The organism is Vibrio sp. AND4 (assembly GCF_000171815.1).
Taxonomy (GTDB): Bacteria; Pseudomonadota; Gammaproteobacteria; order Enterobacterales; family Vibrionaceae; genus Vibrio.
Genome location: NZ_ABGR01000002.1, coordinates 59906 through 83719 on the forward strand (window position 1 = coordinate 59906; position 23814 = coordinate 83719).

The following is a 23814-nucleotide window of genomic DNA, read 5'->3' on the forward strand; positions in this document are numbered from 1 at the left end:
AAAAAGGAATGAGTATGTTGAAGCACCGACTTTACCGTACCTACACCAATGGACTAAAAGTGGCGGCTTACGTTCTCCCTTTTCCTAAGCCGACGCTATTTTCAGGACCTGGCAGTCTCGATGAATTGACGGAAGCGATCGCCGATCTTAACTTCAAAAAGCTGCTCCTTGTAACCGACGAAGGGTTAGTAAAAATAGGCGTTGCCCGGCAAGTGTTGGAAAGTGCAAATGCCAAAGGTCTGAATGTTGTATTGTTCTCTGAGGTAAAACCAGACCCAACATATGATCAAGTCGAGAGTGGCTTGACTGCGTATTTCGAGTCTGGGTGCGACGCGATCTTGGCACTTGGCGGTGGTTCGTCTATTGATTGTGCCAAAGTTATCGCAGCCAGAGTGACCAATAGAAAATCGATCAAAAGAATGGCAGGTTTATTTCGCGTGTGGCGAACACCTGCACCTCTATTCGTGATTCCGACGACATCTGGCACTGGGTCAGAAGTGACGATTGCAGCTGTTGTTTCCGAGCCTGGTACTCATCTAAAAACACCACTCATTGATCCTAAATTAGTGCCTTTAATGGCAGCACTAGATGCAAACCTACTCATCGACTTACCCGCAAAGATCACCGCAGACACAGGCATAGATGCATTAACCCATGCAATAGAAGCTTACATCTCTCGTAACGCGACAAAGGAAACCAAAGTGTATTCTCTTGCTGCCATTAAACTTATATTTCAATACCTGCCTCTTGCTGTCAAAGAGGGGAGTGGCATTGAACCAAGGCAAAAAATGGCGATGGCGTCTTACTACGCGGGTTTAGCTTTTACCAAAGCGAGTCTCGGCTATGTACATGCATTTGCGCACAGTTTGGGATCTAAGTATGGCTTACCTCATGGAATGGCAAACGGTCTTGCTTTGCTCCCTGTCCTTCGGTTTTCTTTATCTGAAATTACACCACATTTAACCGCCATCAGTGAAAATCTAGAAGGAATACAAGGCGAAGGTAAACCCGATGCAGAAAGCTTTCTCGATAAATTGGAAGGTTTGCTCAACGCGATAGGAGTTGAACAAACGTCAACACTTTTGCAATCAGAAGACACGGACGAGTTGGTACATTTGATCTTGAAAGAAGCTCATTGGAACTATCCTGTCCCTAAATTCATGAGTGAAGAGGAATGTGCTCGGTTACTGGGCGTGATTGGGGGGAGGGAATGTTGTAAATTATAGTTTACAGTCATGGATTCTAAACCTTACACTTAGCTTGATCTTAATCGGTGAATGCTACAGAATCACCAGTGCACGACATTTAGTATCAGCTTGGTATGCAGTCAACCATTTTGATGCCGATAATTCTACTAATCCGTAAAGATAAATATACAATGAATAAATCTAAAGTATTTGGTAGTACTCTCATTATTGCTGGAACCACGGTTGGTGCCGGCATGTTGGCACTGCCTATTGCCTCTGCTGGTATTGGTTTTGCGACATCTCTTATCATCATGTTGGGGTTATGGGCATTAATGGCCTTTACTGCGTTGTTAATGCTAGAGCTTCATCAATATGCGGACAGCAGTGCCACCCTCCATACTCTGGCGAAACAAATTCTCGGGCAGAAGGGTAAATGGGTCGCAAGTTTTGCGATGTTATTTTTGTTCTACTCATTGTGTGCGGCTTACATTGCGGGTGGTGGTGCTCAGTTTGGTGAGCGTTTAACAGAGTGGTTTGGTCTGGATGTGTCAGGTTCAACGTCAACCATTATCTTTACCCTTATCGTGACAATGGTGGTGGCAGTGGGTACTGCTACCGTAGATAAGGTAAATCGCGTTCTATTTGGTCTAAAGATGGTGACCATGATTGCAGTGTTGTCGTTCCTAGCTCCAAATGTCACGGAATCGTACTTATTGAGCATGCCAATCGAGCAGGGCCTTATCGTTGCGGCGATTCCAGTCATCTTTACCTCATTTGGCTTCCACGGCAGTATTCCGGCGATCGTCAACTATCTGGATGGTGATACTTCGTCTTTACGTAAAGCAATCATTATCGGCTCGATGATTCCATTAGTGATTTACATTTTATGGCAAATCGTGACCCTTGGTGTTGTAAGTCAACAAACCTTGATTGATAACGGCGGTTTGAGTGCCTTGATTGGTCAACTGTCTCAAACGGTGCACCAATCAAACCTTGGTGGTGTCGTGGGTATATTTGCTGATCTTGCGCTTCTTACGTCTTTCCTGGGTGTGAGTTTGGGGCTGTTTGAGTTCCTAGGCGACACGATCAAAGGTAATAGCGAAAAGCCAAATCGATTAGTAGCAGCAGTGATCACTTTTGTACCACCGTTAGGTTTTGCATTGTTTTACCCACAAGGCTTTATTATTGCGCTGGGTTATGCCGCGATTGCTTTGGCTATTCTCGCGATATTTCTACCACTAGTGATGGTGATTAAGGTGCGTCGTTCTGATGAGTTTACTGGCGAATACCGTGTCGCGGGCGGTCATGGGGCTCTGTTAGTTACGGGCGTCGCAGGCACAGGTATTGTTATGGTGCAACTACTCATTACTTTGGGTGTGCTTCCTCCGTTGGGATAATCGCAAACCGGATTGATATCTTGGTATGTTTATGAAGCCAGTGCGAAGTTCAGCACTGGCTTTTTTGATCTAGGTTTAATTATCGTAGTGTTTACGATGAAAATTTTAGCGAAAAAATGATTTATTTCCTTAACTTATGTCGTGGTGTGTAGATAGTTTAAATGCAAAAAAGTTGCCCTACTCACATCAAATACGCTGACCTTCATGCGCTTTTCATCTGGTTTGAGCATATTGAGGTGTGGTGCAGCGAAATGAGTTTCTATTCGTAAAACCGCTCTATGCGTAAACCGTGAAGTGAATCAAATCGAAATATTGACGAGGAGGTCGGAATAAACAATACTGTACATGTATACAGTTACTGGTTGGAGGTGAAGTATGTTGTGGGAAACCTTAGAAAGAGTAAACCGCTTACGCCAACAAGCACTTGCGAATGCTGAGTTCGTAGAGTCTGCAAAAGAACATGAAGAAGCTTTGCATGACCAAGAGTGTCACTATCAATCAAGAAAACGGTCAGCCAAGGACAAACACAGCACGAAATCATTGGCCGATATCTATAAACAAGTGGAGTTTGGCGCCGACGCTCGTCATTAATCCATTCAGGTACGCTGCGGCTATTACCTAATTTTTCTCACCGCCGCAGATTGTATATCTGGACTCATAACACTGAAAATCTTGCTAATAAAACGACTAATTAATGATTTACCTATCAATAATCCAAATAAAATTATCTTTACGTAACAATGTTATAATGATTGGTCTCTAAAGCACAAAAAGTCCCCCGTACTAATTATGGGGGACTTTTTAGAAATCAGCTTTCCTCACGTAATGTGGGTTTTTGTATTTTTTCTCAGGCCCGAAAGTCGAGATCACTAATTTGTTCCACAGTGTTTTGTCAAACTCGCCTTTTGGGATAGAAGGGTACAATGTCTCTTCTTCTTCTCTTGCAAAGTTCATGTACTGCTTTTTCTTGATTTGGTTGTACTTTTTTGCAATTTGATTGTGTTTACTCACCCATTCAAGCTTGTAATCACGCAGGACCTTCTCAGCTTTCTCGACATCCATCCGTGACAAGAAAAGCCGTTTATATGAGACTTTCCTATCTAACATGGTTCGCATGACGGTTTGAATGTATTTACCATGGTGGGTAATGGTGATGTCATTCGCATCGACTGATGGGATACACCAGCCTTTTGGTAAAAAGTTTGGCTTCTTAAACTGCTTATTACGCTCCATTAGTACCTGATGAAGAATTAAATCAGATGTGCCGCGGAAAGTTTTTTGCCATTTTGCGATTCGTATTTGTAACGAACCAGGCAAGCGATAGATGTTAGTGAACTTATCTTTGTCCATGGACTTCCGTCATGAAATTAATATGCAATGTGGGAATAGGCAGACGCGAGTGTTCAGCTAAGCATTAGTTACATTGCTGAGCGTTATCGTGTCGGTTAATGGTACGATTTTACAACGACCTCAAGGCTAATAGCGAGAGTCTATGTCAATAATAGGTTAGAAATAAACAAACTGTTTAGATTATTGACGGAATGTTAGCATGAGGAGAGCCCGCAGCATGACTACCGGGCTCAAGTTGGCGTTGCTTATCGCAATGGGCTGTTTAAATCGCTTTCTCAAACTGCTTATCGTCTTCTTCTTCGATTTGCTGAATATGACGATTTACTTGTTGCAGTTGGTACATTTGGGCATATCGACCATTTTGTTTCAACAGCGATTGATGTGTGCCGTTCTCAGCTAAATCACCGTGATGCAGAACGAGGATTTGGTCTGCGTCTAAAATCGTCGACAATCGGTGCGCAATGACCACCAGTGTCATATCTTGGCGCAGTACTTCCAGGCTCTTTTGAATCAAAGCTTCGGTGCCAGAGTCAATGTTTGCAGTTGCTTCATCCAAGATCAGAATCTTTGGTTTGGCCACGAGAACGCGAGCGAGAGCAAGGAGTTGCTTTTGGCCTGCTGACAGATTGGTTTCACCTTGGCCAAGTTGGGTCTCTAACCCGTTCGGGTATCGACGAATTTGATCGGCAAGACCGACGTTTCCTAACGCATCCCAAATGTGAATATCTGTTATTGCTCTGCCCAAGGAGATGTTGTCGCGCACGCTTGCTGGGAGTATATGAGGGTCTTGCTGCACCATGGCGACATCTTTACGAAGTACGCCTTTAGCTAGTGATTTCAGCGGCCTTCCATCAATCAGTAGTTCGCCGATTTCAGTTGGATAGAAGCCCATAAGCAATGACGCTAGCGTACTTTTACCGCTACCAGTGTGGCCAACAAGGGCGATAAATTCTTGATGTGACGCGTTCAGAGATATATCTTTCAACACATCTTGCTTACCATCATAGCTGAACGTTAGGTTTCTGAGTTCAATTGCACCAGTTTGCAACGGATTATGATCATCGCCGTATGTTTGTTCCTTGGCATCGATCAACTCGAAAACGCGTTCGCTGGATACGAGTGCTTGCTGGAGTAATGCCAATTGTTGCGTCATCTCAATCAAAGGCTCGGTTACTCTTGCAAGGTAACTAATAAACGCATAGAGGACACCCACACCTATTAGTTCAACCCCATTATAGCCAAAGATCGCGACAAGACAGAGTAGGGCAAGGCCTGCGAGTAAGTCCATCAAAGGGCGCAATAAATAGCCGTTCAAACGAATCACTTTCTTTGAAGCCACCAAATGCTCATCAGTGAGGCTGTTAAACTGTTTATTGAAACGCTCCTCTTGTAGCATTAACTGAACAACGCGCATACCTTGAATCGACTCGCTTAAATTGGCATTAATGTCTGTCAATAAATCGCGCATGTCGCGGTAGCTACTGGTGCTCAGTTTTTTAAATAAATACATAAAACCGATCACTATTGGCAGCAGTACTAAGACGACCACGGTTAGTTTCCAGCTCAGGTAAAACATCACGCCTAGCATCACTAAAATCATCACTGCGTTTTTGACCACAGTGGCGATCAGAAGCTCATAGAACTGCTGCAGAGATTCTGTGTCGTTGGTGATTCGGGAGACTAGCTTTCCCGCAGGAGTATAATCAAATGCCGATAAAGGTTGCTTAATCACGCCGGCGAACACTTGTTTTCGAATCGTTTTGATGGTGTTGGTAGCGACAATGCCAAATTGCAGGGATTGAAGGTATTGAAATACTGCCGAGATAAACTGCAAAGTGATGTAGCCCGCCGCTAGCACGATCAAGATGTCACGTGAGTAGTTGCCTTTTGCGATGTGTTCATCAATAAAGTATTGGATAAGCCACGGTCCACCAGCGCTGGCTAACGCTGCAATAAACAGCATTGTTAAGCCTTTAAGTATCGGTTTCGGTTGGGATAATGAATAAGACATTAACCGCTTGAAGGTTGTTGATTGTTTCATGATTAGTCCCCCATGGCTTGCTCTAGTTTCTGATATTGATGCATTTCCGCATACCAACCTTGACGTGCCAAAAGGGCATTATGTTGACCTCGTTCTACGATGTGTCCGTGATTCAGTACTATGATTTCTTGTGCCGCTTCCAGTGCAGTGAGACGATGAGCGATGACAATCAATGATTGCTCACGATAGTAGTTCTCTAAGTTCTCCAGAATCTGGTGCTCTGTACGTCCATCAACCGCGGAGAGCGCATCATCCAACACCAGCACTTGGGCATTAAGCAGCATAGCGCGAGCGATGGCGATACGTTGTTTTTGACCGCCAGACAATGTAATGCCTTTTTCACCCACTTCTGTGTGATAGCCATCTGGGAATTTTTCAATATCGTCGTGAACACAAGCCAATTTAGCGGCGCGATAAACGTCCTCTTTTGTCGCCTCAGGGTTCCCTAAAGCGATGTTGTCGAAGATCGATTTAGAGAACAAGAACGGGCTTTGATTGACGACGGCAAAGCGGCTTCGCCACTCCGCGAGTACAGCGTCTTTGATTTTCACATCACCAAACTGAATTGTGCCCTTATCCATATCATGCTGACGCAGCAACAAAGTCAGTAAGGTCGACTTACCACTGCCGACAGGGCCAGCAATTCCAAGCATTTTGCCAGGTTCAAGAGTCAAATGAAGGTCGGTTAACGTTGGCGGTAAATCTCTGGACCAGTGGAATTGGTCGATCTTAATCTGTAACGGTAAAGGGTGAATGCCTAGTGGCGTTGCACCACTGATGATCTCCGGCTTCTCATCAAGAATTTCTTGTAGTCGGTCCCACGCCGCAGAGCCTCGCTCCAAGATGTTGAATAGGAAAGCGAACGCCAGCATCGGCCAAATCATAAGACCTAAGTACATGGTAAAGGCAGTTAAATCCCCAAGAGTAATGTCGCCTTGCTCAACTAAATAGGCACCAGATGCCACGCTCAAAAAGAAAGACATACCAATGGTTAGCTGAATGGCGGGATCAAAGCGTGCGTCGATTCGAGCAACAGCGATGTTCTTCTCACCTGTATCGTCAACAACGTTTTCAAAACGTTGCTGCTCTTGGTTTTCGAGTCCGAAAGCACGCAGCATACGCACGCCGTTTAGTGACTCTTGCGTCATGTCAGACATGGTGGAGAAGGCTTCTTGAGCGATTTTGAATCGTTTATGTAGAATTCGAACAATGAAAAAGATAATGATGGCAAGAAACGGCATCGGCAATAATGCCATTGCGGTTAGCTTCCAACTGATTTGCGTGATCATAATGATGATTACTGCGATACCTGTGATCAAAGAATCGGCTGCGGTCAACACGCCATCCCCTGCGGTCACGATAATGTTACGTACATCATTGGTACCACGAGCCATTAGGTCGCCAGTTTTGTATCGTTCAAAGAAATGAGGGGGTTGAGTAGACACATGACGATAGAGACGATTACGCAAAATAGTGCCCAATTCATAACTCGCGCCAAATAGCCAAATTCGCCATAGTATTCGACAGCAATATATCGTAAAAAACAGCACGATAAGACCCAGCAACCACATCGTAAGAGTTGTGGTTTTTAGGGTGTCATCGATCACACCATCGACAATAATGCCGACCGCTTTGGGAGGTACAAGCTGAAGTGCGGAAATGATGGCAAGCAATAGGACCGAACCTAAATATTGTTTCCATTTTAGTTGAAAATACCAACGTAGCTGCCAGAATATTCTCATTTCGCCTCCTGCTTAAATGATTGAATTTATTATGGAACTATTATTGAGCGAATGAACACGTTTACAAGCATAATTTGGTGTGAAAATAGAAAACAACACAATGTGTCGATCTTATAGAGGCTTTAGCAATGGCAACCTTATGTATCGCTGAAAGGAGAAGGTGTTACAAAATATTGTGAAAAAGTTGTTAAATATGGCTTTTGAAAGGTGTTGATAAAAGCAGGAAATCGCTCCAAAAGTAACGCTATTGGAGCTGATTTTGCTGGTTTAACAGTCTCTGGTTTGAATTCCGTATCTTATCTGTTCACCTGCGGTTTTCGGATAATACACTTCGACATAGCAGAGGTGGAAAATGTCGACAGGCTGGTTTGCAAAGCTGATAAGGAAGTAGGGCTTGTCTTTGTCTTGTGCGCCGTACCAGCGATTGATGGTTAACTGAGGATCAAATCCTGCTAATTCACGAGCTGGAACCACATTCTTGATGTAACCGAAATAGCCAATTAAATCGTTGTTCCCATCGTTATTTAAATCTATGTTCTTCAGCTGTTCAGCAACGACGTTTTCTTGCGATTGAAGTACGGCCTTAGTATAAACTTGTTGATTTGCTGTCGCTAAAGCATCACGGGCCCCTTGCAAGACTGCGATACGAGCGTCCTTCTGGATATTAAGAAATCTTGGCAGCGCAACAACACTGATTACGCCAAGAATGACAATACAAGCCACTAATTCTATGAGTGTAAAACCCTGAGTATTACGCAAAACCACCTCCGAATCTGTGTTTTATAGCCAGCTATTTGGAAAAATGTCGGCTGAAAAAGTATTGAAAAAGAATGAAGTGATACGATGATTGGGTCAAGATACGATATATAAAATATGGTGCGTATTCTTGTATTCTAGACACGTTTAATATGAAACAAAATGTAAGTGTAACCCAAAAACACAAGCCTTCTATTTTTCCAAGGAGTAATTTTAAAGGAGCGAGAGTTTTTTGAACCATACTTTGAGCAGTGATAGGTCTCAAATTCCTGAATGTTAGGTAAATTCACGACGAGTGATGACGGGATTACACTCGGTTATCACCAGTACTAAATGCGATAATTTGACTGATTTCAGACAGGCTTCTACCACATTCTTGCTGCCAATGAAGAAACGCTTTATTGGCGGCATCGAGGGACTTTTTGGTGTCTTTTCCACCCTCAATGATTTTACAGTTACGCAGGTAAGCCTCAACGTCGCTAGACAGGATAAAAGTGTCCACGCCCATTTGGCGCAGTGTGTAAGGACCAGTATTACCACCTAGGCGATTGCCGTGTTTCTTCAAATAGGCCCATAGGTCGGTGATCCTTTCTTGTGGCCAATCGGCAACCATTTTGCCAAACGAACCGTATTCGATTTTTGCACCGTGGATCATACGAGCGTTAGCAGGGATTGACATAACTTTGGTGAGGTGGCGAATGATGCGTTTGTCGGTTGCTTTGGTTTCCCATTGTTCATCAGACAACATCAATAGCGGCTCAATCTTAAAGCCAAAGAATACCTCTTCGAAATTCGGCCATTTGTTGCGAACCACACTCCACGAAATACCACTTTGGAATACCTTCATTGAAAACGCCGCCAGCCAACGGTCATCGGGAATTAGTGCCAGCTCTTCTTTACTTAGTGGGTGAGACAAAAGCGCTTCAAGTTGATCTTCACCACCTTTACGCTCGGCAGCGCGCTGATAAATCGTGTCAAATTTTTCGATACTCATAAAAGAAGTTGGTCCTAGTTTATGTCGATATTTACCAAGCATACTACGCTTTAGCGGCTGGATCTTGCATCTTGAAGTCACTTGGTTGTACAGCAGTAGGGTGAGGTAGTTAAAGCCCCTCACGAGAAGGGCTTTGTTACTTTGTTGATATGTTACTTTGTGATTCGAGGGAGCTTAGTGATTTACCAGCGACAAGCCACTTGGTAGTGCATCACCAAAAATACGCTTTGATTCACTTTCAGACAGCTCTTTGACTTCTTCGACCAGCGATACCCAAGATTCAGGCACCTTACTTTGTTTCAACTTAGCCAGTACTCGTTCGCGGTAGTCGTCAGAGATATCGAATAGGCGATCACCCGTCTTACGACAAATCATCACGGCTGCAAAAGCGATCATCGGTTCTTTCTGCCAGTTCTGTTCTAACAGTTTAGGTAACCATTGTTCTGCTTGTTCACGCGGAATGACGTTATGCTGACTGCCATACAAAGGTGCACGTGATGCCAGGCGACCTATTGCCCACCAGTGTGCTTGTTCAAAGTGGTTGTGGTTGATGGCTTTGCTCAAGAACCAGGTTGCCAATAGAACTTTATCTTCGACTTCTAGGTGTTCAAGCGATGCCGCCAATCGAACCATGGATTCATAACCCATGTCTTGCGCTGCTTTGGCTGATTGCGGGTTTTTCATCGCCCCTGGATGCAGGTATTTCGCGATGTCCGCCAAGATGGCTTCTTGTTGCTCTTGGCTTAAACCTCCTGCGATACGACGCCAGAACACCCACCAGTCAGTCCAGCCTTGATGGTTCTTGAACTGAATGTTTTGTTGGTACAGACCCCAAACTTGCTCAATGCGCCATGTGTCGGTTGGATCGCCAAAGCCCGGACGCAATGCAAAGCCCGCCAAACGAAGCCAGTTTTTCTCGTGCTGTTCGGAACGGCGGCGACGCTTACGACCTTGTGCAAAGGTATCAAACAGTTGACGTAGAGTAGTGAAATCCCACTCGTCGCGTTTGCCAAGTTTCTTCTCAAGATCTTTGGCTAAGGTTTTGATCTCTTTGCTTTCCGCACTTTTCTTATTACCGCTGTAAAGGCGAGCAACCAGCGCCTGACATTCGTTCAACTTAGGGTGAAGTTTAACTTGCTCGCTGTCATCGGTTTGCTTGTTACGAACCTCGAATTCCAGCTCCCAACGTTTGCTGTCGTCTTCTACGCTGACACATTCCATCTTAAGCGTGCCGACTTCGGTCAACTGACATGCAAGTTGTACTTCTACGCGCTCTTTCTGGTTAGCTTGTAGCTCTGCGCCATCACCTTCAAGGGTGGTGATATAAGGTGGCAGAGGAGCAAACAAGTCAGGATCAACGTCAACCATCACACCGTTTTGAATGGCGGTATTATTGGTTAAGGTGTCGTGGGTAGAAGTTAGTAGGTTAAAGCGAACGGGTTCACCTAAGGTAAGCGAGAAGCGACGACCACTTAAGCGGATCTCGTGTCCTTCTTCTGTGCCTTTTGCAAGCAAACAAAGCGCTTTACCCATCTTGTTCTTCTCTTGAAGATGCAAGAAATAAGAACGTGCTGCGCCACCACCAATTTTTAGTTGTGCGCCACGGCGTGCTTTACCAAACGCAACGGCACCTAGTGCAACTGACCAATCTGGGTGTGGGTTATCTAATACGGTAACTGGTGCGCCGCGCCAATCGGTCAGTAGGGTAGTGACACGCTCAGTCACAAGTTCACTGTTGAACACACCACCATTGAGTAGCAAACCGATTGGAATGGCATTTTGTTTGTCATCTTCAATGCTAAGCGCGGCACGAGCAACTTGTTGGTGCTGAGTTAAGAACTCGGCAACGTGCTTGCTCACCGCTGGGTCAGCAACGTATGGAAGACCAAACTCGACAACCGCGCTGCGGCGTTTGTCTGGTACTTCGCTGAAATCAGATAGCGGGAAGAAGCCATCCAAAGCAATTTGGTGCACTTCTTGTTTGCTTAGCCCAATGCTCTTTGTACCGCCAAGCAGTTTTGAGCCGCTGCCCAACATGGTGATTTTGACTTCCTCAGGCGCACTCGCCGAAAGCAGGTTTTCTTTCGCTTTACGCGTTTGCTGAATCAGCTTAGTCAGGCTTGCTGCAGTGAGCTTCTTACTTTGTTCCCCTTTATTTTGAGAAAGGCGGCTTTCTGCAAGGTGGGCTAATGCTAAGTCGAGGTTATCACCACCCAGCATCAAGTGTTCACCCACCCCAATACGGTCAAGTGCGAGTTCGTCTTGAGAAGAAAAACTGGCTTCAATCAAGCTTAAGTCGGTGGTACCACCACCGACATCGCACACCAAAATCAGCGGCAACTCTTTGAGCTCATCAGCTGCGGTTTGCTGATGGCGTGCGTACCAGTCGTAACACACGGCTTGCGGTTCTTCGAGCAAGAAGATTTTCTTTAAGCCCGCCAAATTTGCTGCTTCAAGCGTGAGTTTACGAGCGGTTTCATCGAACGACGCAGGAACGGTTACAACCACATCTTGGTCTTCTAGCTGATTGCTAGGGTGACGGTAGTTCCATGCTTGGCGAATGTGGTTGAGGTAGCTTGCGCTGGCAATGACGGGAGAGACCTTATCCACGTCTTGTGCGCCGGCCCAAGGGAGAATGTCAGAACTACGATCCACCGCCTGGTGTGATAGCCAGCTTTTAGCACTGGATACCTGACGTCCTTCCACTTTTGCGCCTAATTCACGCGCCCACTCACCCACGATCACATTGTTAATGTCGCCAGACACTGTGTCGTTGTTCCAAGGAAGGGTTAGGTCAGAAGTGGAGATTTGCCCATTCGCTGGGTGGTAGCGGAAAGAGGGTAACAATGGCTTACGAACCACTTCACCCGGACCTATCAATTGATCGATGTCGAATAGAGAGACTTCGGATTGTTCAAGGTTGTCGGTGATTTCGCAGAACGCAACCACGGTGTTTGTGGTGCCAAGATCAATACCAACAAGAAAACGAGGAGATGCCATACAAACCTTCGTGCATTTAAAAACGGCACCCGATAGGATGCCGTTAGGTTTTTATTTATTCTTCATTTGAGCTGGTGTTTACGTCTTCGCGCACATCGAACTCAACATGCCATCTTTGACCGTTATCAGCGGCAATGGCTTCTAAATAAAGTGTACCAAGCTCTGTGACGCGGGAGGCTAGGGTGACAGGAACCACCTCACCTTCTCGGCGACCTTCAGATACTGATAGCGTCACTTGGATTTCTGGTAGCTCTTCAAGCTCTTCCGGTGCCCAATAGTCTAAATGAGTACCCGCAACATCATCACGGCGAACGGTTGAGCCAAAGAATTGGAAGTTTACTGGCTGACCGATGATCAAACCAAATTCTTGGCTTGGTACGTCAACCGTTGATCCTTCTTCCATTCCAAATGGTGCGACACACAACGCTTCCATTGGAGGCGCCATACCCGGAATTGCAGGCATCGCACTTTCGATCCCCACGTAGTATGCCGAAGCGATACCACCGCGGATACGAACGCCTTGACCACGGCGAACAGAGCCGTAGTAAGCCGCACCGCTGGCAACCGCAAGATCCAGATCTACCCCTGTTAGGCGACTGGCCATTTCTGCATCTGCTTCGATTAGCCATTCGTTGATAGTGTCTTCTAGACGATTTGCGAGGAGCTTCGACTTTAGGACCCCACCGTTGAACAGGATTGCTGTTGGTTTGATGAAGTCAGACGATTGCGCTGCATCCACACCTGGCATACCGGGCATGTTAGCGAATGGGTTGAAGTCTTGCCCTGCGGTTTCTGCGCTACCATTTCCTGAAGCAGAAAGGGCATTGGCTTGCTTAGATAAGAACGCGGCAATGTGACGAGTAATACCCGCATCTTGTGCGTAAGGCAGGCCCATTTGCGTTAGTGCACCACGGTTACGTTGAACCGGATGGTCTGTAATCGCAACTTGAGGGAAGAAGCCGTCAACCAGTGTTTGTTGTACTTCTTCTTGAGTCAGATCTGTTTTTAGTGTTGCGCCAAGCAGTTTTGAACCGCGGCTCGGGACCACGATAGGCACTGACTCAAGTTCGCTGTCGTTCAATAGCGCTTCTTTCGCATCACGACATGCGTGTGTCATTGCTTGAACTTGCCATGGCTGGAGTTCTTTGCCTTCTTGCGCTAGCTTCATCTTCAAGCGGTACGCAAGGGCGAGATCCATGTTGTCACCGCCAAGTAGGATGTGTTCGCCTACTGCGATGCGGTTCAACGTTAGATTTCCGTCGTCTTCAGTCACTTCAACCAAAGAAAGGTCGGTTGTACCACCACCGATATCGACCACGAGTACGATGTCGCCAACTTCCACTTCGTCGCGCCATTTGTCGTTGCTGTTATCGATCCAGTTGTAAAGCGCAGCTTGTGGCTCTTCGAGAAGCGTGAGGTGCGCAAAACCAACGTTGCGTGCTGCTTCTGCTGTAAGATCGCGAGCGGCAGGATCAAAAGAAGCTGGCACCGTAATGGTCACGTCTTGATCAGCAAGGTTGTGATTTGGATTGGTATGATTCCAAGCGTCTTTTAGGTGCTCTAGGTAAAGCTCTGTCGCGCGAAGAGGGGATACTTTTTCCACTTCTTCTGGACTACCCGCTGGTAGGAATGCATCGCGACGGTTCACTCCAGCGTGGCAAAGCCAAGATTTCGCACTTGCCACAAGACGTATTGGTGTTTTTGAACCTAGGTTACGTGCAATCGCACCAACCAGAGCTTTTGGCTCGCTCGACCACGGAAGAACGCGTGATTGCGAGTTCATTTCGTGCTCGTGCGGTTGGTATAGGAAAGAGCCTAATTGGCTGCGAGTCTCTACCGTACCTGGCGCAGTAAGCTGCGGGATAGGCATAACTTCAACGCGAGCGTCTTCGTTGTGTGTATCCACAAAAGACATCACACAGTGTGTTGTACCTAAATCGATACCGACACTGAACTTAGGTGTCTGTTGGGTTTCGACAGTCGCTTCTTGAAAATGGTTTGCTTGGTTTATGTGTTCCATTACAGCTCAACCTCAGCGGGAACGATCACCGATGCATCGTAGTTCTCAGCCAGTTTAGGCAACGTCATTGATGTTGCTTTCCAACCTTTGTGAACAAGCGTGCCGTTGAATGGTGCGCTACCTGTAACGTTGCCGGTTAGGCGAATTTCTTGTGGGTTGAAGCCTTCTTCAACCGTAATACGAGTTTCTTCATCTTCGTTACGAACGTTCGTTAACGTTACGTAGTCGTTGAGTACTTTCTGTCCACCCGTGTGGATAACGCGAGCGGCTGCACCTACTTCTTCATCAGAGAACGACGTTAGGTCTTCTTTTAGGAAATCAATCAGCCGAGCTTCTTGCTGCATGATAGAAAGCAGTTGCATTGCTGAGTCAGTAGAAGCGGTTGCAAGTTTCGACTCAACTTCAACAACACGTTCGACGATTTTCTCTACTTCCACGACTTTTTCTACTTCGACAATCTTCTCAACGGGCTTTTCAATCTCGACGATTTTCTCGACTGGTTTTTCTACCACTTTCTCAATCATTTTAGATTTACGAGAAACCGCGATAAGAAGAAGTAAAACGCTCGAAGCCGCGAGGCCTGCGTGTAGCATATCGAACGTTTGAGGAATCAGGTTCAAATCAATGTTCATGACATTTTCTCTTTGTATTAATTTATTGGCGCTCAGCATTGCTGGTACGTTTACTCAAAGGATCGTCTTTGCGACCTGCACCAAGTTTAGACATTAAAATGATGGCGGATCTTAGCATATTCAAGACTTAAGACTGTAATAATTCGTGAATGTGGCGCGTGATTCGTATGAAAAACCAACGATCAGGTGAGGAGGTAAACCTTGTTGCTTGATGTTTATCCACATGTAACACAGTATTTCCGCCAGTATTGCAGCGTTGAAAGCAAAAATTGTGACGCACTAGGTGAAATGTAACACTGTCCAATGGAGCGTTTTTTGAACGATATCTAGCTTCTCATCACGTTGAATAAAAACATCGGGCTCAATGCTCTATCAAAGCTTGCTCCATAAAATGGACTTACGGTGTAGCCAAAGTAAAAAATGGCCGGGATTCAGTATCGATTGGCGATTAAATCAGCGAGCTAATTCGAGTTTTGGCATTGGTTACGTTAAAATATTAAGCTTTCAAGTTTACGTTAGGAATCAAGACAAACTATGAACCATAACCGCATCGTCTGCTTCGATTTAGAAATGTGCTGCTGGAATGAGAACGGCGTGGGTCGTACGGGCGAGATCATTGAAGTTGGTTTGGCTGAATTAGATTTGTCGAAAGGTGAAATCGTAAAACGCGCGCAATACTACGTGAAACCAGAGCATGATGAAGTCTCTCTGTTCTGTGCTGAGTTAACTGGCATCACACCACGCAAGATTGAAAAGCAAGGTCGGCCATTAGAAGAAGTGCTGAAGTCGATGCTAAAGAACTTCGGCGGTCGCAATAAAATTTACGCTTCTTGGGGACGTGATGATGTTATTTTACTTGAAGAGTGCCAACAAAAGGGCATTGACGCGCCGTTTACTGAGTTTATTAATCTAGCGACATTATATCGTATTCAGAACCGTCTTAAAGACAAACGCATTGGTCATAAAGCGGCTCAAGAAGCAAAAGGCATTGTGTGGGAAGGTCGCCAGCATTCCGGTTATGTGGACGCCTACAACTTAGCGAAACTTGCATTGACCATGTTATGAGTTTCTGTTTCCACCAATCCTTTCATCGAAAATAGAGACAAAAAAACGCGCTCATGTGGCGCGTTTTTTTATTGATCCTACTTTACTGTGACTGCAACTTTGCTCGGATAAATTCGCTGTGGTCAACATAAAGCAGTTCAGCCGTTTTACGAATGACCGCGTCTTCTAACGGATCAATTTCACCGTCAGCGTACGCGACTTCCCACATGCTCTTAATCACTTGGTAGCGTGTTTCCTGCGAAAGTTCACGTAACTGAGACGTAAAGTCATAAAGAGAGGTCGATTCGCTCGCTTTGTTTTGAGCCTGAGTGAGGAGAGCATCAGTCTCTTCTTCCGTCAGTGAGAGCAACTTCATGATCAAAGAGTGATTGGTCGCTTGCTCTCTAGCGTCGATTTGATGATCTGCACCAGCAACTTCGCAAAGTAAGCACGCAATTGCCATGTTGGGTGACAGCGTGTTGGACTGGCTAAGGTCTGCGCCATCAATAAGTTGTTTAAATAATGAAGTAAGCGAATTAAACATGTTGAACACCAAGTTGTTATCTGTGTATTTGTACCCAAGAAATTTGAAACTACTCAAGTATAAGATGGTAATAGTCTGAGCTAATCTCAAGGGATTGATGGATTTTGGTTAAGAACTCTTACGAGAGAAGCGGCATATTTGACCAACACTTCTTTTGACCGCAATAACGCAGATTTATTCCTCGGCTTTTGTCGGGGGGAAATATATCGATTCGCCTTCTCCAGTTAAAATGCTGATATTAAGAGGTTTTCCTTCTTCATCTAATCTTAGCTCACCAATCGCACTTTGATTCACGAGTCGATAGAAGTTGTGATTGCTTGGCGCTCGTTTAAAAATCTTTAAACGCTTACGCTTAGTGAATAAGTTTAGCGGTGAGCGTGGACTGTAAAGTAAGCGGTCGAGCGCGTCACAAGCGGTTAGCAATTGAGCAGGAAACTGGTTCTTAATTCCGCTACAGGTGATTTGATAGATGTTTGGGCTATTGCGACGAAAACGCAATTTGATGTCATAAGCAAAAGAGTAATGCACATCACCAGAGAGAATGACGAAATTGGTTGGCGTTTTGGTGTGAGTGAAAATACTGATTAAGGTATTCGCGCTTCCAGGATGCGCCATCCAGTTTTCTGCGTCAATCAGCAACGGCTGACCAAAGCCCGTCATGATGCGTTGCAGAGTTTCAATAAACTTCACGCCGAACATTGGCGCGGCAGAGACGATGATCACTTTGTCTTGATGCATCAACTCTTGTTGGAATTCAATCAAAGCTTCCCAATCCATCAAGCCTGAGGGTTTATTCATGCGTGATTCTGAACGCCAACGACGAGTGCGCGTGTCTAGCACTACTACTTTTGGTGAAGTCTCAATTGTGTAGTGCCAATCTTCAAAGCGATAGAGATAATCAATGAACTCGTCTTGAGACTTTGGGGTGAGCTTTTCAAAGTAACACCGGGCAAGCGCCATAAATGAGGCGTTAAATTTTTCTGGGGCATTACCCCAACCTTGGCACAACCAATAAGCAATCAAGCTATTACCGATAATGCGGCGTGAGAAAGGATTTTCATTGGCTGACTTTTCCCAGCCAACCGTAAGGTTCCAATCATCTGTGACATCATGATCATCAAAGATCATGTAGGTAGGAACGTGTGCCAGCAGACGTTGGACCTTGTCTAACCCTGCAACAAAAGCGTCGATATGTACTTTCTCTTCACGCCAATGTTGTTGCCATTTGGGCTCTAGTGCTCTCCCGCCGATGGTAAATTGCTTATCGAATAAACGCTGACGATTGACCAAAGTCCAAGGCACTGGTGACCAAACGAGTAGGTACATCGCGAACAACTCGGCAAAGCTGATTAAATGGTTTTCACATTCGCGCGAGCTGAAGATGGGCGTGCCACGATGAGGTAAGAACTTGCTCAGTAAGCTTCCATCGTCGACGTAGTGGGGCAGAATGTTATCTCGGCCATAAAAGCAATTTGGGCTTTGATACAGCTCTTGCGTGTTTTTAAATGGTGCTTGCTCAAACTCTTCATCAGGTAAGCCCAGTAAATCGACCAACTGCTCGATCGCATCCAGTGTAGGGCCCGCTACATGGTCAGCGTAAATTTGGTCGCCACTCATAATGAGCAAGTCTGGTCGGTCTTCAAGTGGCTGGCTCGCCACTTTTGTATCCGCTTGGACAAGCGTGTCTTTACTAAAGTGATGTGGGTTACGGCAAGAGCCGTGTAAGACATAGTCAGCTTTTTCGCTAATTAAGAACTCAATACCTTGCGATTTGCGTTTGTCTTCACCGTAGGTAAGGTGTGGCATCAGATCAGTTAATAATCCCGCTTGAGTATGGAGTTGATAGCGCAGCGCTCGCTGACTGGGAAATTCACCTTGCAGGGTCAGCATACATACCCATGCGTGCTCTCCAACTTGCAGTTGATGCTCTGCAAATACTGGATGAAAATAGTAATGCTCTCCGGTGCGAGCATCGTTGATTTCAACAAAGCCTTCGAGAGGTTGCGTTGTAACCAACCAAATATTCACCTCTGTCGTGGAGACTTTTCTTAAAATCGGCCCAGCAACAATCAAGGGAAGCGTTGATTGTTCATTGGTGTTGAGCGATGTAGGCAAAGCGTTTTCCTATTTATCCTGATTTAGTGTTCTGCATCTTCTTCCAGTATTTCGATAACTTGCGAACTACTGAGTTCATGCCCCATCAGAAACAAGCCTAACATTGCATCGGCTTTTGAAGTATTGTCGCTATCTTCACCAAGAATTTGCTGAAGGCGAGTGCGTATTAATTCAACCTCATGCTCGACAAAACCCCGGCCTTCTTCTTCGCCCTGACCATCTTCTGGTGCGTTATCGAAATGCATAAACAGCATGTCACCGTCAAGTGTGGTGTTTTCCAAACGTTCGGGTAACCACTCTTCCCCCATCACGATGTCGGGGTCGCTATCTTTAGGTAAGTTTTTGATAATGGTGATGAGTTCAGATGCTTTCACAATTCACTACGGCGTTGTTCATTGGTTTTCTATTGTATCCGTGAATTGAAAAAAAACTAAGCCATTTAATCGCTGTACAGTCTTATTTGCTTGCATTGTCATCACATCTTTAGCCCGTTGTAATAATAAATAGACTTCGTTTTAAATAGTTTTCGTTTTAAATAAATCTGCTGATAAATCCAACGATTCTTCACGGAACAAATCACGAATTGGATTATTGGTCCGATGAGTTGGTTGATTTCGATATGGGAACTGAGCACTCTACGTCATCGGTTGGTAATAGGAACTATTATCGATAAAGAATTTAATTGATGGAAAATAGAGTTCAGGAATGAAGCGAATAACTACCTTACTTTTGCTTTACCCCGCATTTGGGGTGACAGCAGCTGATAGTGACATCGAAGTTTTCATGAGTGCTTTTCATGAGAACCCATCTCAAGTGATGAATGCGTTACCCCAAAAAGAGGGCGACCCGTATCCCGCCGTTAACATGGAAGAATCAGAATCCATCAAAGCATCTGTGCGTGATGCCATCGTGATGAGAGCGACATCGGGGGCGCACTCCATGCGATCTGCGAACCTCAGTAATGACAATCCAGCTCGCCTGGTGGATCTAGGGTATGGTTTGATTCGCAATCTGGATGAGTTGTACCGTCATATACCAAATTCTAAGCGACTTCATGTACAACCCTGGTCCGATACGTATTGGCCTTTGTATTCTGGTGCTGCCGCCTGGCGTTACGGAGACAGAGAACTCAGAGCCAATAATTGGAAAGAACATTTTAATTTTTCACATATTCAAAAGCCCGTATTCTCTTTTCAGGGCGAAGATAGAGAGGATTTATCCCCTGCAGAAAAATACGATTTATTGGTTGGTGATAATCAATTCACTTTGTCAAAACGTTCATGGGATTCGGGCAAAGGGTACTACGAATCTGGTGGGTACGTAGAGCGTTGGATGGGGCTATGTCACGGCTGGGCTGCGGCAGCTTATATGCTTCCGCGTCCGACGAAACCCGTCACCGTTCCAGACGCAAATGGTGAACCGTTAAAGTTTTATCCCTCGGACATCAAGGCACTTGGAACGCTACTTTGGGCAGAAGCGCCGTTCGAAACTCGGTTTATTGGCGGACGATGCAACGTAAAGAACCCAGAAAAAGATGAAAATGGGCGCGTTATTGAGCCTGACTGCGGTGACACTAATCCTGCCAGTTGGCATTTGGCGGTGTTAAACCAGTTGGGGTTATCTGGGCGTAGCTTGATTATGGATGCCACATACGATTATCAAGTTTGGAACCAACCTATTTTGGGTTATAGCCTGCAATATTTCAATCCACAAACTTACCGTTCAGCAACCAACCCTGCGGACGCCATAATCAGTTTGGAATCTTACGATAAAGATCGTTTCTCTTCCTATCGTTCACCTCTTGCGGCGTCTATTGTTGGCGTCCAAATGCAAATCGAATATATGGTTGAAACTTATCCAACGCATCGCTCGACCGACATGCCTCGTTATGATGGTATCTCGCAAGTGACGTATTATTACGACCTTGAAGTCGATGCAAATGGGCAAGTGATCGGTGGTGAGTGGTATCAAAATAGTCATCCAGATTTTCTGTGGACGCCAACACCGATGGCAGTCGCAAAATCTTATTATGATGGGTATGGTGAATGGGATATGTCGCTACCGATTCCACAAAATTGGCAATACCAAGCGCCACGTGCTTCTCGCTTCACACAACCAATGACAGCAGTAGTCTCCGCTCTTTTTGCTGCTTCATCGGGGGAAAAGGATGAGCAAGACCAGTGGAAAACCATAAAAACTAACACGGAGAATGGCTCTCAGTGTCTGGATGTGGAATACAGTGCAGAAGGTGAGGGCTCAAGAATATTTGGTTGGCGTTGCAATGGCCGAGATAATCAACAATGGAAGTTAACTTCTGCTGGAAAATTAGTGAGCAAAAGTAACCCAGATCTATGTCTAGATCAAAGAGGCTTAGGCATCACACTTGAGCGATGTAATACGTCTCCTACTCAGCAATGGCGATGGCAAAATGGACAGTTAAAAAACCGTCTTGATAATGCTTTAAAATGGAATGAGCGAACTTGGCTCGTGGTAGCCGACGTACAAGGTAGCGAATGGTACTTTGATTAGGTGGAATAAAAATACAGCCCGCTAAGGTAGCGGGCTATGCTTACAGTTGTTTAATTGCCGTGACAACTGCCTTCGAAAGTCCATAACCAGTAGGTTTGATATGGATCGGCGCCCCAGTTCTCTTGTGTTGCAAGGAAGCGGTTCCCCCAGTACTTCACAGATGAGCCTGCAGGGTAGTAATGATAAGGCGACCATTCTTGAATCGTTGCACACAGGTCTTGCGGTTTTGGGTTTGGCTGCGGCTTTCCATAATTCTCGCGTGCGATGACGTAAGCATCGGAAGAGTGCAGGGCATTTATCACCGTGATATAAATGTCCCTGCCTTGAATGCCAGCAAAGCCACAAGCTTCTTCATTTCCCATGTTGGTTGATGAGCAGTCATAGTCCGCAGGTGTCGCTGGTCGGTCGATAGCCACGTAGAGTTCGACATCGCCGAAGCCATTGTAAGTTTGTGCCCAAACTTCGTCGCTAGTGGTGCGACGAAGGACAAAGTGCTGTTCGCCCTCTGTACTTCGGATGGCAACAGGAGTGTTGAATGAAAGCTCGGTTACGTTAGTGTCTGGATGTGGTTCCGGATTCGGTTGGCTGTTTTCACAGTTTGTTACTTGGACGCCAACTTGAGAGAAAGCAATGGTGACTGCTGTGCTCTCATATCCCAGCTTTTGCGCCGCTTTACATACGCCTTCCGCACCTTGTTGAAAGTTTGAGTTTGGTGTCCAATATAGTTGGTTCGCGGTTGCGTAAGCCATGAATGCTTTTTGGATGCTCCAGCCTGAACTTGTCGCTAGGTGATAAAAGGCTTTGTTGAAGATACCAGAGCTGTGATGGACATCGATGCCATGGTAGTATTGGCTCACATGACTAATCGAGGCGCCATCGTTAGTTGGGTTGATGAAGTAACGCATTGCTGGTGAATATTTCATCACGTGTTCCCCCATTTTCCAGTTGAAGTCACCATGCACATATTGGCTGAGGGCAGCGGCTGCAACGTCAGAAAACGACTCGTTCATGCCACCAGACATGCCGCGGTATTCCAACCCAGAGTTCTGCTCAGTGAAGCCATGGCTAACTTCGTGCGCGATAACATCCCAAGTTGCAAGAGGGTACATAGCGTTATTGCCATCCCCAAAGGTCATTTGACGACCATCCCAGAATGCGTTGCCATAATTTGAACCATAATGAACGCGCATAGTGAGCTTTTGTTGAATGGGCCGTGCGCCAAGCCACTCTCTGTACATGTCAAAGACACGCTGGCCAAAGTAGTGTGCGTCGTTCATTGGTGCATATGCACCATTGATTTCTCGGTAGTTATTCACATGACAATTGAAACGGTGAACTTGGCCACCCCACTGTTTATTGTTCATGTCGATTGTTTGGACATTTTCGCTGTTCATCTGACAGTATTGATCGACGCGGAACCCTCCAAATTTGGTATTTGGACCAAAGTAATAACGGCCACTTTTTTGATTGCCGCCTGGCCCTTCAGCTTCAATAAATGCAAGGCCCTCCCATTGGTCCATAATTTGACCAGATTTTGCATTGACGAGTGTTATAGGACGAGAAGGGTGTAGATTGATCGTTTTTAACGCGTCTACTTTGTAGATAAGGTGAGCGGTATTTTGTTCGTCAAGCCAAACCATTAGCTCCGCACTAGCATCATTTTTTGGAGATCTGTTAGACGCAAAACCATGTTGCCTGCTATTAGCAATCTCAATCGCTTGGTTGGCGCTGATCATGGGAAGTGTCGAGTCCAAGTCGTCATCTATCCCTACCACTACATTGCCGTCGATAGATTGCGCAAAGCCTTTCGCAGAGAGGTTCGCTACGACAGAGTGACCGTAAAGTGGGACTCCAAAATACAACTGTTGTTTACGAACCAATGTTTGTTTGCCAATTTCTACTTGGTTGATGTTTCGGAAGCTGAGAGCGGTATTCGCTGGAATGTATGATGATTCACCAGCAATATTGAGTGCTTCTGATATATCGATCTGAGAGTGTTCCAAAACTTGGGCCGCCTGTGAAGCGAAGGCGAGGGGGACAAGCGATAATAGAGTGACGTTTCGCATAATTAACCTTTTTAAAGTTTTATATTTATGTTTCACATTCACCATGTGAATGTGTGCACAAGGTAAAGACAAAAACAAAAAATGGCGAAACGCAACGGATTGAATATTTGAGGTTGGTTCAAATTAAATTTATAAACTGTGTAAAATTTATTCAACTAAAGCTCGAAAAATCAGCTTTGTAGGAATTAATAACAGATAGAAAGTAAAGTTAGATATACTCTTTACAGTCAAAAGTTGCCAATAATTACAGTGACATAGGGAAGTTATAAAAGGCCTACTAGGAATAACGTTAGCAAGCTCTGGATTATTGTTGAGCAGAGCAACATTTGCTGCGTCGAAGTAAGCCCTTATGTGCTATAATCCGCGCAGTTTTATGTAATGAAAAGAATAGGAAACG

17 protein-coding genes are annotated in these 23814 nt (G+C 45.4%); 5 read left to right on the forward strand and 12 right to left on the reverse strand.

Features of this window, described 5'->3' with window-relative positions; all coding sequences use genetic code 11:
- Positions 1-14: 14 nt before the first annotated feature.
- The 3 genes from AND4_RS03065 (at position 15) to AND4_RS03075 (ending at position 3175) form a co-directional block, all read left to right on the forward strand.
- A complete protein-coding gene (locus tag AND4_RS03065; RefSeq protein WP_009841437.1) occupies positions 15-1226 on the forward strand; it encodes an iron-containing alcohol dehydrogenase in 1212 nt (403 codons plus the stop codon).
- Positions 1227-1378: 152 nt separating this feature from the next.
- The gene (locus AND4_RS03070) at positions 1379-2584 is read left to right on the forward strand and encodes an aromatic amino acid transport family protein (protein ID WP_009841438.1); all 1206 of its coding nucleotides are present in this window, start codon (positions 1379-1381) and stop codon (positions 2582-2584) included.
- A 375-nt stretch (positions 2585-2959) separates the two neighbouring features.
- Positions 2960-3175, forward strand: coding sequence for a hypothetical protein (locus tag AND4_RS03075; RefSeq protein ID WP_009841439.1), 216 nt, complete (start codon positions 2960-2962; stop codon positions 3173-3175).
- A gap of 210 nt (positions 3176-3385) precedes the next feature.
- Here AND4_RS03075 and AND4_RS03080 read toward each other — a convergent pair whose 3' ends face one another.
- From AND4_RS03080 to AND4_RS03115, 8 genes are all read right to left on the reverse strand, one after another.
- Positions 3386-3934 (reverse strand): hypothetical protein, encoded by a 549-nt coding sequence (locus AND4_RS03080; protein ID WP_009841440.1) that lies wholly within the window; start codon positions 3932-3934, stop codon positions 3386-3388.
- A gap of 262 nt (positions 3935-4196) precedes the next feature.
- Positions 4197-5975: an ABC transporter transmembrane domain-containing protein gene (locus tag AND4_RS03085; protein ID WP_009841441.1), complete on the reverse strand. Its 1779-nt coding sequence runs from the start codon at positions 5973-5975 to the stop codon at positions 4197-4199.
- 2 nt (positions 5976-5977) lie between these two features.
- Positions 5978-7717 (reverse strand): ABC transporter transmembrane domain-containing protein, encoded by a 1740-nt coding sequence (locus AND4_RS03090; protein ID WP_009841442.1) that lies wholly within the window; start codon positions 7715-7717, stop codon positions 5978-5980.
- A 267-nt stretch (positions 7718-7984) separates the two neighbouring features.
- A complete protein-coding gene (locus tag AND4_RS03095; RefSeq protein WP_009841443.1) occupies positions 7985-8476 on the reverse strand; it encodes a type II secretion system protein in 492 nt (163 codons plus the stop codon).
- A gap of 304 nt (positions 8477-8780) precedes the next feature.
- Positions 8781-9467 carry a DNA-3-methyladenine glycosylase I gene (locus AND4_RS03100; RefSeq protein ID WP_009841444.1) on the reverse strand — a complete coding sequence of 229 codons (687 nt, stop codon included), beginning with the start codon at positions 9465-9467 and terminating at the stop codon, positions 8781-8783.
- A gap of 174 nt (positions 9468-9641) precedes the next feature.
- Positions 9642-12467, reverse strand: coding sequence for an Hsp70 family protein (locus AND4_RS03105; RefSeq protein WP_009841445.1), 2826 nt, complete (start codon positions 12465-12467; stop codon positions 9642-9644).
- Between the two features lie 55 nt (positions 12468-12522).
- Positions 12523-14487 carry an Hsp70 family protein gene (locus AND4_RS03110; RefSeq protein ID WP_009841446.1) on the reverse strand — a complete coding sequence of 655 codons (1965 nt, stop codon included), beginning with the start codon at positions 14485-14487 and terminating at the stop codon, positions 12523-12525.
- Entirely contained in the window at positions 14487-15119 is a 633-nt protein-coding gene (locus AND4_RS03115; protein WP_009841447.1) for a DUF2760 domain-containing protein, read from the reverse strand. Before AND4_RS03115 ends, AND4_RS03110 begins: the two co-directional genes overlap by 1 nt.
- A gap of 534 nt (positions 15120-15653) precedes the next feature.
- Here AND4_RS03115 and AND4_RS03120 point away from each other — a divergent pair.
- Positions 15654-16184: a 3'-5' exonuclease gene (locus AND4_RS03120; protein ID WP_009841448.1), complete on the forward strand. Its 531-nt coding sequence runs from the start codon at positions 15654-15656 to the stop codon at positions 16182-16184.
- A gap of 82 nt (positions 16185-16266) precedes the next feature.
- On the opposite strand, the gene AND4_RS03125 is transcribed toward AND4_RS03120, so the two are convergent.
- From AND4_RS03125 to AND4_RS03135, 3 genes are all read right to left on the reverse strand, one after another.
- On the reverse strand, positions 16267-16707 hold the full coding sequence (locus AND4_RS03125) for a TerB family tellurite resistance protein (protein WP_009841449.1): 441 nt from the start codon (positions 16705-16707) through the stop codon (positions 16267-16269).
- A 174-nt stretch (positions 16708-16881) separates the two neighbouring features.
- Positions 16882-18822 carry an alkaline phosphatase D family protein gene (locus AND4_RS03130; RefSeq protein ID WP_009841450.1) on the reverse strand — a complete coding sequence of 647 codons (1941 nt, stop codon included), beginning with the start codon at positions 18820-18822 and terminating at the stop codon, positions 16882-16884.
- A gap of 23 nt (positions 18823-18845) precedes the next feature.
- Positions 18846-19196 carry a hypothetical protein gene (locus AND4_RS03135; protein ID WP_009841451.1) on the reverse strand — a complete coding sequence of 117 codons (351 nt, stop codon included), beginning with the start codon at positions 19194-19196 and terminating at the stop codon, positions 18846-18848.
- A 331-nt stretch (positions 19197-19527) separates the two neighbouring features.
- On the opposite strand from AND4_RS03135, the gene AND4_RS03140 reads away from it, so the two are divergent.
- On the forward strand, positions 19528-21351 hold the full coding sequence (locus AND4_RS03140; protein ID WP_009841452.1) for a ricin-type beta-trefoil lectin domain protein: 1824 nt from the start codon (positions 19528-19530) through the stop codon (positions 21349-21351).
- Between the two features lie 50 nt (positions 21352-21401).
- On the opposite strand, the gene AND4_RS03145 is transcribed toward AND4_RS03140, so the two are convergent.
- Positions 21402-23417, reverse strand: a complete 2016-nt coding sequence (locus AND4_RS03145; RefSeq protein WP_009841453.1) for a M4 family metallopeptidase — start codon at positions 23415-23417, stop codon at positions 21402-21404.
- Between the last annotated feature and the right edge of the window lie 397 nt (positions 23418-23814).

What these genes read in the sequence shown, in the direction of transcription:
- AND4_RS03125 (WP_009841449.1), bottom strand. Translation starts at nt 16,707, where the DNA reads ATGTTTAATTCGCTTACTTCATTATTTAAACAACTTATTGATGGCGCA.
- AND4_RS03120 (WP_009841448.1), top strand. Translation starts at nt 15,654, where the DNA reads ATGAACCATAACCGCATCGTCTGCTTCGATTTAGAAATGTGCTGCTGG.
- AND4_RS03070 (WP_009841438.1), top strand. Translation starts at nt 1,379, where the DNA reads ATGAATAAATCTAAAGTATTTGGTAGTACTCTCATTATTGCTGGAACC.
- AND4_RS03090 (WP_009841442.1), bottom strand. Translation starts at nt 7,717, where the DNA reads ATGAGAATATTCTGGCAGCTACGTTGGTATTTTCAACTAAAATGGAAA.
- AND4_RS03110 (WP_009841446.1), bottom strand. Translation starts at nt 14,487, where the DNA reads ATGGAACACATAAACCAAGCAAACCATTTTCAAGAAGCGACTGTCGAA.
- AND4_RS03085 (WP_009841441.1), bottom strand. Translation starts at nt 5,975, where the DNA reads ATGAAACAATCAACAACCTTCAAGCGGTTAATGTCTTATTCATTATCC.
- AND4_RS03115 (WP_009841447.1), bottom strand. Translation starts at nt 15,119, where the DNA reads ATGAACATTGATTTGAACCTGATTCCTCAAACGTTCGATATGCTACAC.
- AND4_RS03065 (WP_009841437.1), top strand. Translation starts at nt 15, where the DNA reads ATGTTGAAGCACCGACTTTACCGTACCTACACCAATGGACTAAAAGTG.
- AND4_RS03100 (WP_009841444.1), bottom strand. Translation starts at nt 9,467, where the DNA reads ATGAGTATCGAAAAATTTGACACGATTTATCAGCGCGCTGCCGAGCGT.
- AND4_RS03080 (WP_009841440.1), bottom strand. Translation starts at nt 3,934, where the DNA reads ATGGACAAAGATAAGTTCACTAACATCTATCGCTTGCCTGGTTCGTTA.
- AND4_RS03140 (WP_009841452.1), top strand. Translation starts at nt 19,528, where the DNA reads ATGAAGCGAATAACTACCTTACTTTTGCTTTACCCCGCATTTGGGGTG.
- AND4_RS03075 (WP_009841439.1), top strand. Translation starts at nt 2,960, where the DNA reads ATGTTGTGGGAAACCTTAGAAAGAGTAAACCGCTTACGCCAACAAGCA.
- AND4_RS03145 (WP_009841453.1), bottom strand. Translation starts at nt 23,417, where the DNA reads ATGCGAAACGTCACTCTATTATCGCTTGTCCCCCTCGCCTTCGCTTCA.
- AND4_RS03105 (WP_009841445.1), bottom strand. Translation starts at nt 12,467, where the DNA reads ATGGCATCTCCTCGTTTTCTTGTTGGTATTGATCTTGGCACCACAAAC.